This window comes from Comamonas squillarum, assembly GCF_025309455.1.
Taxonomy (GTDB): Bacteria; Pseudomonadota; Gammaproteobacteria; order Burkholderiales; family Burkholderiaceae_C; genus Comamonas; species Comamonas squillarum.
The window spans coordinates 2,107,815-2,121,373 of the sequence record NZ_CP104377.1 but is presented as its reverse complement, the minus strand read 5'-3'; the positions used below and the strand labels follow the sequence as shown (position 1 = coordinate 2,121,373).

At 66.5% G+C, this 13,559-nt stretch carries 11 protein-coding genes; 9 read left to right on the top strand and 2 right to left on the bottom strand.

Annotated features, from left to right (window positions below):
* The first annotated feature begins 57 nt into the window (after positions 1-57).
* The 6 genes from N4T19_RS09920 (at position 58) to N4T19_RS09895 (ending at position 7,988) form a co-directional block, all read left to right on the top strand.
* Positions 58-1,212: a FecR family protein gene (locus tag N4T19_RS09920; protein ID WP_260720113.1), complete on the top strand. Its 1,155-nt coding sequence runs from the start codon at positions 58-60 to the stop codon at positions 1,210-1,212.
* Between the two features lie 87 nt (positions 1,213-1,299).
* The gene (locus N4T19_RS09915) at positions 1,300-3,777 is read left to right on the top strand and encodes a TonB-dependent siderophore receptor (protein ID WP_260720112.1); all 2,478 of its coding nucleotides are present in this window, start codon (positions 1,300-1,302) and stop codon (positions 3,775-3,777) included.
* A 277-nt stretch (positions 3,778-4,054) separates the two neighbouring features.
* Positions 4,055-4,705 (top strand): DUF4198 domain-containing protein, encoded by a 651-nt coding sequence (locus N4T19_RS09910; RefSeq protein WP_260720111.1) that lies wholly within the window; start codon positions 4,055-4,057, stop codon positions 4,703-4,705.
* 125 nt (positions 4,706-4,830) lie between these two features.
* A complete protein-coding gene (locus N4T19_RS09905; RefSeq protein WP_260720110.1) occupies positions 4,831-6,138 on the top strand; it encodes a DUF3422 family protein in 1,308 nt (435 codons plus the stop codon).
* A 77-nt stretch (positions 6,139-6,215) separates the two neighbouring features.
* Positions 6,216-7,088 carry a DMT family transporter gene (locus tag N4T19_RS09900; protein ID WP_260720281.1) on the top strand — a complete coding sequence of 291 codons (873 nt, stop codon included), beginning with the start codon at positions 6,216-6,218 and terminating at the stop codon, positions 7,086-7,088.
* A gap of 72 nt (positions 7,089-7,160) precedes the next feature.
* On the top strand, positions 7,161-7,988 hold the full coding sequence (locus N4T19_RS09895) for an SDR family oxidoreductase (RefSeq protein WP_260720109.1): 828 nt from the start codon (positions 7,161-7,163) through the stop codon (positions 7,986-7,988).
* Between the two features lie 359 nt (positions 7,989-8,347).
* Here N4T19_RS09895 and N4T19_RS09890 read toward each other — a convergent pair whose 3' ends face one another.
* Both N4T19_RS09890 and N4T19_RS09885 read right to left on the bottom strand, forming a co-directional pair.
* Positions 8,348-9,211 carry a DUF2076 family protein gene (locus N4T19_RS09890; protein WP_133248199.1) on the bottom strand — a complete coding sequence of 288 codons (864 nt, stop codon included), beginning with the start codon at positions 9,209-9,211 and terminating at the stop codon, positions 8,348-8,350.
* A 123-nt stretch (positions 9,212-9,334) separates the two neighbouring features.
* Positions 9,335-10,237 (bottom strand): DMT family transporter, encoded by a 903-nt coding sequence (locus tag N4T19_RS09885; RefSeq protein WP_260720108.1) that lies wholly within the window; start codon positions 10,235-10,237, stop codon positions 9,335-9,337.
* 113 nt (positions 10,238-10,350) lie between these two features.
* Between N4T19_RS09885 and N4T19_RS09880 the strand changes: the two genes are divergently transcribed.
* From N4T19_RS09880 to N4T19_RS09870, 3 genes are all read left to right on the top strand, one after another.
* The gene (locus N4T19_RS09880; RefSeq protein WP_260720107.1) at positions 10,351-11,331 is read left to right on the top strand and encodes a quinone oxidoreductase family protein; all 981 of its coding nucleotides are present in this window, start codon (positions 10,351-10,353) and stop codon (positions 11,329-11,331) included.
* Between the two features lie 101 nt (positions 11,332-11,432).
* A complete protein-coding gene (locus N4T19_RS09875; protein ID WP_260720106.1) occupies positions 11,433-12,284 on the top strand; it encodes an NUDIX hydrolase in 852 nt (283 codons plus the stop codon).
* On the top strand, positions 12,281-13,558 hold the full coding sequence (locus tag N4T19_RS09870) for an NAD(P)/FAD-dependent oxidoreductase (protein WP_260720105.1): 1,278 nt from the start codon (positions 12,281-12,283) through the stop codon (positions 13,556-13,558). Before N4T19_RS09875 ends, N4T19_RS09870 begins: the two co-directional genes overlap by 4 nt.
* Position 13,559: the final 1 nt, after the last annotated feature.

The window sequence follows — 13,559 nt, the reverse complement described above, 5'->3', positions numbered from 1 at the left end:
AATCCGGCGGGGGGCCGACATGCAGTTTTTCTGCGCCCAAGCGTCTATAACTTTGAGATGAGCCGTTTTTCCACCTCGCCCTCCCGTGCATGTGCCCCGTCTGTTGACGAGGCGGCGGAGCAGCGCGCGCTGCAGGCCTTCTTTGGCGACCAGGACGCGGTGGATGTGCAGGCCGCGCAGTGGCACACCCGCCAGGAGCAGGGCCTGAGCGCGGGCGAGCAGGCGGCGCTGGCGCAATGGCTGCAGGCGAGCGCTGCGCATGCCCAGGCCTGGGCCCGGATCGATGCGGGCGTGGCCAGCTTGCGTGCGCTGCCCACAGCAGCGGTGGCCCAGTGGCGTGCCAGCCAAGCGGCGAGCCCACCCGCAGCCGCTGCCGCAGTGCCAAGATCCGCACCCGCATCCGCACCCGCACCCGCCAAGCCAGCGCCGGTCCGCCCCCTCACATGGCTGCAGGCGCTGCTGCCCGGCCCGCGTGGCCTGGCCTTGTGCGCCGTGCTGCTGGTGGCGCTGGGCCTGGGCTGGCAGCAGTGGATGCAGCCGGTCTACAGCGCGCACTATGTCGTCCAGCGCGGCCAGCACCAAAGCCTGCAGCTGCCCGATGGCACTACCTTGGAGCTCGATGCCGAGACCGAGGCGCAGGTGCGCCTCTACCGCGACCGGCGCGAAGTTCAGCTGGCGCATGGCCAGGCGATGTTCATCGTGGCACCCGATGCCAGCAAGCCTTTTGAAGTGCAGGCCGGCCCGGCCCGCGTCAGCGTGGTGGGCACCCGCTTTGCGGTGCGCTACCGCCAAGACGGCGTTGACGCAGGTCAGGTGCGGGTCGAGGTGCAAGAGGGACGGGTGCGCGTGGCCGCCGTGCACAGCCCCGCCACCGCACTGCTGCTGGGCGCCGGCCAAACCACGCAGGTTGCAGGCGATGGTCTGCTGGCCCCCGTGGGCAGCGTAGCCCCTGACAGCGTGGGCCTGTGGCGCAAGGGCTTGCTGCGCTTCGACCACACCCCGCTGGCCCAGGCCTTGCAGGAGATGGAGCGCTACGGGCCTACCGGCCTCATGGTGCGCGACCCCGCTGTGGCGGCGCTGCCCCTGGGCGGCAGCTACGCGACGGCCAGGCCGGCCGAGTTGGCCCATATGCTGACCCTGGTGCTGCCGGTGCGCCTGGTGCCCGGCACGGAGGGCCGCGCCGAAATCGTCGCAAAGTCCGAAAAAAAATAATTCAGAAAATGCAAAAAGCGGGGTGCAGTTATGCGCCTGCAGTGCGTCATAAAAGGTAATGAGATTTATTTACTGCATTGCCTGACCATGTCCAAACCCCGTTTGTCCTTCCGCTCTCCCTCCCGCTCCACTGGCGCATCGGTTGCCACCATGGCCCGCTTCCATCCTGCACCGTTGGCCCTGGCCGCCGCATTGGCGCTGGCGATGCCGCCCGCCGCGTATGCGCAATCTGCCACGCCCGCCCACCAGGCGAGCAGCCTGTCGATTGCGGCCCAGCCGCTGGGCTCCGCACTGCAGGCGCTGTCCGCAGCCACGGGCGTGTCCATCGGCTTTGCGCCGGCGCTGGTCGAGGGCAAGACGGCGCTCGCCGTCTCCGGCACGCTCACGCCGCAGCAAGCGGCCGAGCGCCTCTTGGCCGGCAGCGGCCTGATGGCGCTGCGCCAGGGCGAGGCCCTGGTGATCAAGGCGACGCCCTCGGCTGGCGACACCAGCACCTTGCCCACGGTGACGGTGACCGCACAAGGCGAGCGCAATGCGACCAGCGAAGGCTCGGGCTCGCTGGCGGCCTCGGCCGTCAGCCTCAACAAGGGTGACCAGGCGCTCAAGGACATTCCGCAGTCCATCAGTGTGGTCACGCGCAAGCAGCTCGACGAGCAAGGCATCACCGACTTGCGCGATGCGATGAACAAGGTCACCGGCACCATGGGCGTGCAAGGGGTGGGCCAGGGCATGGTGCTGTCCGCGCGCGGCTTCCAGATCGATGCCTGGCAGTACGACGGTGTGGCGATTCCGCGCAACCACTACTCGCTGGGCAACTGGGGCACCGAAGGCATGGTCTTCTATGACCGGCTGGAAGTGCTGCGCGGTGCCTCGGGCCTGCTGCAGGGCACGGGCAGCCCGGGCGGCGCCGTCAACCTGGTGCGCAAGCGCGGCCAGCGCGAGAAGACCGTCACCGTCACCGCCCGCGCCGGCTCCTGGGACCGCTATGGCCTGCAGCTCGACGCCGGTGGCCCGCTCAATGACGAGGGCAGCTTGCGCGGCCGCCTGGTGGTGGACGAGTCACGCGGCCACTCCTTTGTCGACTATGTGAATGAGCGCACACGCTCGCTCTACGCCGCATTGGATTACGACATCAGCCCCGACACCACGGTAGGCTTTGGCGTCAGCCAGCTCGACAGCAAGGGCCGCCCCTTCATCATGGGCCTGCCGCTGTATGCCGATGGCAGCATGACCGACCTGCCGCGCTCGACCTTCACCGGCTCTGACTGGAACCGCTCGAACGTCAAGCAAACGACGGTCTATGCCGACCTGAGCCACCGCATCAACAACGACTGGAAGCTCAAGGTCTCGGCCCTGCATGTGAGCGAGCAGAACGCCTCCTTGCACCAGCGCATGACCGGCAAGGTCGAGCCCGATGGCAGTGGCGTGACCTATGACAACTGGTACACCGACTTCGACCTGAAAAAAGTGGCCTTCGATGCCTTCATCAACGGCCGCTTTGACCTCGCTGGTTTCCGTAACGATGTGACCGTAGGTGCCAACTATTCCAAGTACCGCTCCAACGATGTCTATGCCCGCACCTTCACGGCGGGCGCGAATCTCTTTGACATCGACCACCACCGCCCTGAGCCCACCCTGGACAGCCTGCTGGCCGCCGGTGGCCGGCAATGGAAGTCGGCCTACGATGTGCGGCAAAAAGGCATCTATGGCAGCTTGCGAACGCGGCTGACCGAGCCGCTCACCGCGATTGTGGGCGCTCGCACCAGCTGGTATGACTCGCTCTACACCAATGCGGTCACGGGTGAACGCCAGGTCACCACCACGTCTGCAGAGATCACCCCCTATGCCGGCCTGGTGTATGCACTCACCCCCGAATGGTCGCTGTACGGCAGCTACACCAGCGTGTTCGAGCCCCAGTCCGAGCGCACGGTCGATGGCAAGGTGCTCGACCCGATCACCGGCACCAACTATGAACTGGGCATCAAGGGCGAGCTGATGAACGGCAAGCTCAACACCTCGCTGGCCCTGTTCCGCTACGACCACAAGAACCGGGCGGTCAACGACCTGGCCTCCGGCTTTGCCTGCGACGGTTGGTACTGCTCGACCTCGGCCGGCAAGGTGCGCAGCCAGGGCGTGGAGGCCGAAGTGAGCGGCGAAGTGGCGCGCGACCTGCAGGCCATGGTGGGCTACACCTTCAACACCAGCAAGTTCCTGAATGACCAGACCAACCAGGGCCAGGTCTTCAGCACCTGGACGCCCAAGCACATGCTGCGCGCCTGGTTGTCCTACCAGCTGCCGGGCGATTGGAACCGGCTGAGTGTGGGCGCTGGCGTCGTGGCGCAAAGCCATACCTTGAGCTATGACCGCTCCTTCAAGGTTGCGGGCAACACCATCACCAGCCTGCGCCTGGCCTACCAGGCCACGCCTGAGGTCAGCGTCGCCCTCAACGTGAACAACGTGTTTGACAAGCACTACATCCTGCCCGGCTTTGTCGGCTACACCGGCGGCACCTATGGCGATCCGCGCAATGCCATGTTGACCCTGAAGTACACGCCCAAGCTGTGATCGGTCGCTGAACTGCCCAGCTGCAGTGGCAAAGCCTGGCCTTGGTCCAAAAAACGGCAGGGTTCAGGTTTTGCACCACGCAAACTGCGTTAGGCTGCGCGTTGCGATCCGCAAGCGGGTGGGCGGGCCATGCAGGGAACCACCCACTACAGCTTGCACCGGGGCCTGCAACCAGTGCCCCAGGCGATTGCCAACCAGAGCCAGCCATTGCCGGCCCATGCCCCGCGCATGCGGCAGGGAACCCGCCAGCCAGCCATTCAGCCCAAGAGGAGGAGCCATGTCCAAGAACAACCAACCATCCACCCTGTGTCGCCCGCTGCTGGCGGCGGCCCTGGCCGTTTCGGCCAGCTTCGGTGCCGCGCTGCCAGCGCATGCCGATTACCTGTGGCTGCAGACCGAGAACGGCCAGACGCGCGCCCACGTGGGTGAGCTGCACAAGGCGCCAGGGCCGCTTGGCGAACTGAGCGAGCCGCGCCAGGTGGTGGCAGAAGGCAAGAGCGTGCCGCCATCGGCCGACCCCTATGTGCTGACCCAGGCAGAGGGCGCCCCGGCCGACCAGCGCTTTGCCGCGACGCGTGCGGGCAGCGATGGCGTGCTGACCTACTACCAGGCCCGCTTTGGCCGCCAGGAGACCAAGGCCGTCAATGACCTGGAGCTGGTGCCCACCACGCCCCAGGGCAACACCTACCAGCTGATATTCAAGGGCCGGCCCGTAGCGGCCAGCCAGGTGAATGTGGACACCAGCGAAGGCTGGCGCCGTGTGCTGGCCCCCGCCAAGGATGGCACTGTGAGCTTTACGCCGTCGTTCCCCGGCCTCTACGTGCTGGAGGTCACGGCCCGCGTCAACAACGGTAGCGTCAAGATCGATGGCAAGCAGTACGACGAGGTGCGCCACACGGCGACTCTGAGCTTTGAGGTGCCGCAGTAACGCGGTGATTCCCCGCAGGGGCAGGCGCGCCGCTTTTATCGGGCGCCTGCACAAGTATTGGCTTGGCACGACAATTGCAGCAGTTCGACGGCTTGCCGTCTGGTGTTTGCCGCTTTTTGTCTTTCATGAAAAACCTGCCTCTGCTGCAGCAGCACGACCTGCGCCGTGCGCTGCACAACGAAGTCCATTCCCGCCCCCCTGAAGCCCTGCCCGATAACACCGCCGTGTTCTGCACGGTGATGTGGGCCGATGCCGCCGAGCGCGCGGCCAGCCGCCAGTGGCTGCACCAGCTGCTGCGCGATCTGCAACTGCCCGTGCCCGATGCCGAGGCCAACCACCTGCGCCTGGACCTGGGCAATGGCCGCCTGCGCTGGGAGCTGCACACCGAATTTGTCTCCTGGACCTGGATGGTGCCCATCCGCTCCGAAGCGCTGGACGAGGCCGAGCTGCCGTCTGCCAGCGACCTGGTGCCCGCCCAGTGGCTCGCCGGCCTGCCCGGCCGCTGCCTGCTGGCGATGAATGCCTGGGTGCTGCCCGCGTCCCCCGCGCTGGAGAAAAAGGTCGAGCAACGCTGGCTGTACGAGGACAAGCTGGTCGCCTCCAAGGCCTCCGACCAGAAGGCGCAGGTCTATACCGATTTTTCCATCCATTCGGATGGCGCATCGCGCCTCTTTGTGCTGAACCAGGGCCTGTCGGCCGCGCGCAATGGGCGCCTGGTGCAGCGCCTGCTGGAGATCGAGACCTACCGCATGGCCGCCTTGCTGGGCCTGCCTGCGGCGCGTGAGACCATGGAAAAGCTCGCCAGCACCGAGACTGAGTTGGCCGAGCTGTCCGCCGCCATCCGCAGCGCGGGCGCGGCCAGCGAGCCGCAGCTGCTCGACCAGCTCACGCGCCTGGCCGCGCAGGTCGAGAGCCAGTATGCCGCCCACCATTCTCGCTTTTCGGCCAGCAGCGCCTACTTTGCGCTGGTGCAGCAGCGTGTGGGTGATATCCAGGAGACGCGCCTGGGCAGCTACCAGAGCATCGGCGACTTTATGGACCGGCGCCTGACCCCCGCGCGCAACACCTGTGTGTCGGCCCACCAGCGGCTCGAAGCGCTGTCCCAGCGCGTATCGCGCCTGAGCAACCTGCTGCAGACGCGGGTCGATATCAGCCAAAAGCAGGGCCGCCAGGCGGTGCTCAAGGCGATGAACGAGCGCCAGGGCCTGCAGCTCAAGATGCAGTCCACGGTCGAGGGCCTGTCGGTCGCGGCCATCACCTACTACATCACCGGCCTCATCAGCTACCTGGCCAAGGGCCTGCAGAAATGGGGGTGGCCTCTGTCGCCAGAAACGACGGCGGCGCTGGCCATCCCGGTGATAGGCTTGGGCGTCTGGTGGTCGATTCGCCGCATGCACCACCGTTTGTTCCATGGGTCGGCGCACCAGCACTGACTGGTTCTTGGAGAGTTATCTTGTCTGTTTCTGTTGCACCGGCTGCGGTGCTCACGCCCAGTGTGCGCCGCGCCGGCATGGTCTGCGCCGTGGTGGGCGCCATCGCGTTCAGCGGCAAGGCCATCATCGTCAAGCTGGCCTACCGCCATGGGGTCGACGCGATCACCTTGATCATGTACCGCATGCTGTTTGCGCTGCCGCTGTTTGTCATCATGGCCTGGTGGGCCGGGCGGGGCAAACCGGCGCTGTCGCTGCGCGACTGGCTCGCCGTCATCGCGCTGGGCTTTTGCGGCTACTACCTCTCCAGCTACTTGGATTTTGCCGGGCTGAGCTATATCAGCGCGGGCCTGGAGCGGCTGATCCTCTACCTCAACCCCACCTTGGTGCTGGCGCTGGGCTGGCTGCTCTACCGCAGGGTGGCCAGCGGCCGCCAACTGCTGGGCCTGGCCATCAGCTATGCCGGCGTGATGCTGGTGTTTGGCATGGAGCTGTACACCCATGGCGCCGGCCAGCAGGTGGGCTGGGGTGCTAGCTTGGTGTTCCTGAGCGCCGTGAGCTATGCCGTCTACCTGGTCTACAGCGCTCAGTATGTCAAACGCCTGGGCGCGCTGCGCCTGGTGGGCCTGGCCACCAGCTTTGCCTGCCTGTTCTGCATTGCGCAGTTCTTGCTGACGCGGCCACTGCAGGCCGCGCAGGTGGATGCGGCCGTCATCTGGCTGTCTGTCCTCAACGCCACCTTGTGCACTGCCGTTCCCGTCTTGCTGGTGATGCTGGCCGTTGAGCGCCTGGGCGCCGCCACCGTCGCGCAAACCGGCATGATCGGTCCGCTCTCGACGATCCTGATGGGCGTGTGCCTGCTGGGCGAGCCGCTGACGCCGGTGATGGTGGCCGGCACGGCCTTGGTGCTGACTGGCATCTATGTGTTCACCCACCAGGCTAAAAGACAATAAAGGGCATGTCCAGGCGCCTGAGCGCAACTGCCATTTGTGACATAGCATCGATACCCACAAGGAGATTTGAATATGGATTTTGGAATTGCCAACAAATGGGCACTGGTCTGTGCGGCCAGCAAGGGCCTGGGCCGTGGTTGCGCGCAGGCGCTGGTCAATGAGGGCGTCAATGTCGTCATCAACGCCCGCGGCGAAGAAGCGCTGAAGGATACCGCCCGCCAGCTCAAGGTGATGGCCGCGATGTGGGCCGCAGCAGCGCCTGGCCGCGTCGCGCCCCAGGTGATCGCCGTGGCCGCAGACATCACCACCGAAGCCGGTCGCGCTGCGGTGCTGAATGCCGAAGGCGGCCCGGGCCAGCGCTTTGACATTCTGGTGAACAATGCGGGCGGCCCGCCACCCGGTGATTTCCGCGACTGGGACCGTGAGGCCTGGATCAAGGCGCTGGACGCCAACATGCTCACCCCCATTGTGCTGATCCAGACCTTGATCGACGGCATGGCCGAGCGCGGTTTTGGCCGCATCGTCAACATCACCTCCAGCTCCGTCAAGGCCCCCATCGATATCCTGGGCCTGTCCAACGGCGCGCGCAGCGGCCTGACCGGCTTTGTCGCAGGCGTTGCACGCAGCCCCATTGCCGGCAAGGGCGTGACCATCAACAACATCCTGCCGGGCAAGTTCGACACCGACCGCATTGCCGCCACGATCTCGGCCACCGCCAGCAAGACCGGCGAGAGCGAAGCCGACATCCGCGAGGCGCAGCAAAAGCAGATTCCTGCCGGCCGCTACGGCACCGCCGATGAGTTTGGCGCGATCTGCGCGTTTCTGTGCAGCCAGCAGGCGGCCTATATCACCGGCCAGAACATCCTGCCCGACGGCGGCTCCTACGCCGGTACGTTCTAAGAACCTGTTCAAAGTCTCTACGCAGCCGCGTTGGAGTGCAATCGGGATGAGTTCGAAGCGATGGTCCGCCGCTTGCACCGGGGTGCAAGCAAGGGCCAGCGCGAAGAAATCGCCCGATTTCACTCCAACCCGTAGGGACAGTGGCTTTGCGGCCGCCCGGGCAGGGGCGGTCTGCGGCGTTGCAGCGCTTGCCAATAGCTGGCTATTGGCTGCGCACTGCGCCTAGCATCCCATCCCGCAAAGACACTGTCGCGGCGCGAGGAGACATTGAACAGGTTCTAAGCGCCCGCACCCACCAAGCAAAACCGCCCGAGCAGCTGCCCGGGCGGTTTTTTGATGTCTAACGTTCTGGCCGGCGATCAGGCCTGGTCATCGTCAAAGAAATCAAAGCCATCGTCCCCGCCGTCATAGTCCGCCACGTCCTGGCTGTTGCTATCACTGCTGCCGCTGCTGCTGTCCGTATCCGGCATCCAGCGGTTGGCCGCCGCGTCCACATGGTCGCGCCCGGCTTGCTGGGCGAGCTGGTCCAGGCCACCGTTGTCGCCGCTGCCGCTGCCGCTGGTGTTGGCCGTGCTGGCGCTGTCTGCAGCCGGGCTGCTGCTGGCCGCATGGCTGGGGTTGGCCGCCGCCTGCGCGGGGTTGCTCCAAAGGTGGCTCAGACCATTGAACAGCAACATGCCACCCGCCACACCGGCGGCAGAGGCAGCGGCCTGGCCCAGAAAGCCGCCCGCTGCCGACCCCGCCGAGGGCTGCGCAGGCATGGGGGCGGGCGCTGCCGGGGTGGCTGCTGCCGGGGCCGCGCCAAACCAGCGCCCCGTGCTGGCCGGGGCTGGCGTATCGCCATAGCCTGCGGGCGCAGCGCTGTTGGGCGGATAGCTGGGGGCATAGCCAGCGGGGCTGCGGCTGGCCAGGTTGGCATCCGGGCTGCGGCCAAAATGCGTGTCCAGCCCGGCACCTAAGAAGCTGGAACTGCCGCCAGACGGTTTAGCGGCAGCAGCCCGGGCCTCGACCAGTTGCGCCTGCAACTGCGCCTCTTGCTGCTGGGCCTGTTGCAGCGCCTGCTCCAGCAGCAGGCCGCGCTGGGTCAGCCAATAGAGCGCATCGGGGGTTTGCTGGGCCTGCTGGCGTACCCAGGCTTCTGCCTGGCCGTCCTTGGGCTGGCCATCCAACTGGCGCAGTTGCTGGAAGAGGTTCTCAATCAGGGTCTGTTCTTGCGCGTTCATCTCGGCATCCTCGCAGGTGGTGGTGTCACCGCATATGGGATGCACTGTGCGCTTGCGCAAGGGCGCCAGTGTGAAGCGCGCGTTCTATCCGTAGCAGGTTGTAAACGCCTGGGCCGGCCCGCATCAGGCCCGGCGCGACGAAATCACAATCCCGGCGACCACCAGCACAAAGGCCGCCGCATGGTAGAGGCGGGGCGGCTCGCCCAAAAAGGCGGCCGACAGCACGGCAGCAAACAGTGGCGTGAGGTTGGTAAAAAAGCCCGCCACCGTGGGGCCCACGCGCTGCACGCCCACGCCCCAGCAGCGGTAGGCGACCAGGGCCGGGCCAATGACGATATAGGCAATGGCCCAGAGCAGGGTGCTGTTGATCTGCAGCTGGCTGGCGCCCACGGCCCATTCGCCAGCAGCAAACAGCCCGGACCAGAGCAGGCCAAAGGTCAGCTGGGCCATCAGCAGCAGCGCCCAATGGCTTTTGATGCCGGCCGGATCGGGGGTACGCACCAGCAGCCAGCTGTAGAGCGACCAGCAGGCGGTGGACAGCAGCATGAACAGATCGCCCGGCACCAGGCGCAGTTGGGTCAGCTGCTGCCAGCTGCCATGGCTGAGCACCAGCAGCACGCCGCTGACCGAGAACAGCGCGCCCAGCATCTGCGGCCGCGTGATGCGGGTCTGGAAGAACAGCGCGCCAAAGGCCATCATCCACAGCGGCATGCTGGATGCCACCAGGGTCACATTGATGGGCCCCGAGGTCTTGAGCGCCATGTACTGGAAGGCGTTGTAGCAGCCAATGCCCAGCAGGCCGATGATGGACCAGCGCTTCCACTGCGGCCACAGCGGGCTGCCCCGGCGCAGCAGCGGGTAGGCCAGCGGCAGCATGATCGCAAAGGCCAGCAGCCAGCGCACAAAGTTCAGCAGCATGGGGGAGACCAGCTCGTGCACCAGCCGGCCCACGACGGCATTGCCCGCCCACATCAGCGGGGCGGCGGTCAGCAGCGCCATGGTCGACGGTGTCAGTTTTTGTTGCATCGCGTGACTGTACATCCCCGTGACAGCAGCCGGTGTGAAAGCGTGGCAGCATGGTGACTGACGGCACCAAGCACCTACCCAGAACCTATCTCAGTTCACACAGGAGAATTCCCATGTCTTTGGCAGTACAGATTGCGCGCAATGGCGGACCCGAGGAGATGAAACTGGTCGACGTGGATGTCGGCGCCCCTGGCCCCGGCGAAGTGCGCATACGCCACCATGCCATCGGGCTCAATTTCATCGACGTCTACCAGCGCACGGGCCTCTACACCCTGCCGCTGCCTTTGAACCTGGGCATGGAAGGCGCCGGTGTCGTCGAGGCCGTGGGCGACGGCGTGCAGCACCTGCAGGTGGGTGACCGCGTGGCCTATGCCAGCAACCCACCGGGCAGCTACAGCGAAGTGCGGGTGATGCCCGCCGCCTATGTCTGCCAACTGCCCGACAGCATTGATTTTGAAACCGGCGCGGCGATGATGCTCAAGGGCCTGACGGCCCAGTACCTGCTGCACCAGGCCAAGCCGGTTGAAGGCCTGCATGCGGGCGACTTTGTGCTCTTCCACGCTGCGGCAGGCGGCGTGGGGCTGATCGCCTGCCAATGGGCCAAGGCGCTGGGCCTGCGCCTGATTGCGACCGCTGGCTCCGCAGAGAAATGCCAGCTGGCGCTGGCCCATGGCGCCGAGGTCGCGATCAACTACCGCACGGAAAACTTTGCCGAACGCGTCAAGGACATCACCGGCGGCAAGGGTGTCAAGGTCGTCTATGACTCGGTCGGCAAGGACACCTGGGATGGCTCGCTGCAATGCCTGCGCGCCTTTGGCCTGATGGTGTCGTTTGGCAATGCCTCCGGCCCGGTTCCGCCATTTGCGCCGGCCATCCTGGCAGCCAAGAGCCTGTATGTCACGCGCCAGGGCCTCTTTACCCACCTGCGCTCGCGCGAGGCCTGCCAGGCCATGGCCAATGACCTGTTCGCCGTCGTGGCCTCGGGCCAGGTCAAGATCCATATCGCGCAGCGTTTTGCGCTGTCCGAGGTGCAGGCCGCGCACCGCGCGCTGGAGGCACGCCAAACCACGGGCAGCAGCATCCTGCTGCCCTGATGGTCCCGTAGCCGATGTCCGCATCGGGTTTTGGGCGGGGGCTGGCAGCCCCCAGGCGCAGATGGACTAACATCCATCTGCTTTTATTTTGATAGTGCACCATGACCCGTGTTTCTCCCCCGCTGTTCGCGCCCGAGCCGCCCACCTGGCTGGCTGCTGCGCGCAGGGCCATGCAGTCGCCGCCGCGCAAGCCCCGGCTGCCGCTGTGGGTCAACGGCCAGGCGGTCGGCTCCCTGGTCGAGCATTTTCTGATCGACACCGGCATCGCCGGGCGCCTGGGCGGTGATGCACTGCTGTCCAAGCGCGAGCGCTCGGGCACGGCGGTGTGGCTGCTTGAATCACCCACGCAGGACGCGACGGCGCTGATGGGCCGCCTGGCCGATGCGCTGCGCGATGCGGGCCGCATTGGCCCCTGGCGCAACGAGCAGCTGGCCGTGCAGGCGGTCGATGGCAGCCTTATCGGCACCGTCGAGCGCGGGGCGGTGCGCGTGCTGGGCATTGCCACCTTGGCCGTGCACCTGGTGGGCATCGCGCCTGATGGGCGCCTGTGGGTGCAGCAGCGCGCGGCCAACAAGGCCAACTACCCGCTGCACTGGGACACCTTGATGGGCGGCATGGTCTCGGCCCAGGACAGTTTGGACCAAGCCCTGGCGCGCGAAACCTGGGAAGAGGCCGGCCTGCAGATTACTGACTTGCAGGGCCTGCGCCATGGCGGCGTGCTGCGTTTTCGCCAGCCCGACAGCGATGGCGGCGACGACCTGGGCTATATGTACGAAGACATCCACTGGTATGCCGCCACCGTGCCCGAAGGCCAGGTGCCCCGCAACCAGGATGGCGAAGTGGCGCAGTTTGCGCTGTGGCAGGCCGCTGAGGTCCAGCAGCAGCTGGCGCAGGCACGGTTCACGCCCGAGGCCGCCTTGGTCTGGGCCGGTTTTGCAGATTGGATGACATGACAGAGACAGTGAACAAGCAGGGCGCCCCGGTGCAGGCACCCAAGCAGGTGGTGGTGGTGGGCGCCGGTGTGGTCGGCGTAGCTACCGCCCTGGCGCTGCAAAGCTATGGCGTGGCCGTCACCTTGATCGACCGGGGCGAGCCCGGCATGGAATGCAGCTATGGCAACTCCGGCGCGATCAGCCCCGGCTCGGTCGCGCCGCTGGCCCTGCCTGGCATCTTGAAAACCGTGCCCGGCATGCTGATGGACCAGGACGGCCCGCTGTCGATTGGCTGGAAGCACCTGCCCAAGGCGGCGTCCTGGCTGGTGGCCTTTGCGCAATCGGCCGAGCCCAAGCGTGTGGCTGCGGCGGCAGAGCGCCTCAACGACCTGTACCAGGGCGCCGTCGATGCGCATGCGGCGCTGGCGCAGAACCTGGGCGTGTCCGAGCTGTTCATGCGGCGCGGCCATCTGCACCTCTACCCCGATGCCGATTACGCGCAAAAGGATGCCACCGGCTGGCAGCTGCGCGCCAAGTATGGCTACCAGGTCGAGGAGCTGGACCGCGCCGGCATCGAGGCGCTCGAGCCCCATGCACCCCAGGGCTATGCCCATGGCCGTTATCTCGCCGACCACGGCACCATCCTGAACCCGCTGCGCTATGTGCAAAGCATGCTGCATGCCTTTGTGCAGCGCGGCGGCAAGCTGGTGCAGGCGGAGGTCAAGGCCATCCGCCCCGATGACAAGGGCTGGGCCGTGCGCACGGGCGATGCCGCGCTCGATGCGCAGCGCTGGCCGCATATCGTCGTGGCCGCTGGTGCCTGGGCGCCTGCATTGCTCAAGCCGCTGGGCATGCTGCTGCCGATCGAATCGCAACGCGGCTACCACGCCCAGTTTGCCGGTGCCCAGCACCTGGTGGAACGCACCGTGGTGCTGGCCGACAAAAAGGTGTTTATCGCGCCGATGGAAGGCGGGCTGCGCGTGGGCGGCACGGTCGAGATCGCTGGGCTGAAGGCCCCGCCCAACCCGCGCCTCGCAGCGGGCATCGAGCGCATGGCGCGCGAGGCCTTCCCGGCGCTGGCAGGCCTGGAGGCCCAGCACTGGATGGGCCACCGCCCCTGCCTGCCGGGCTCCGTGCCCATCGTGGGCCATATCGATGCGATCCAGGGCCTGTGGCTGGCTGTGGGCCATGGCCACTTGGGCCTGACCGGCTCGCTGCCGACGGCCCAGCGCATAGCGACCGGCATGTGCGGGCCACAGGCGCTGCCGTTTTGGCAGTTGCGCACTGCCGGATAAA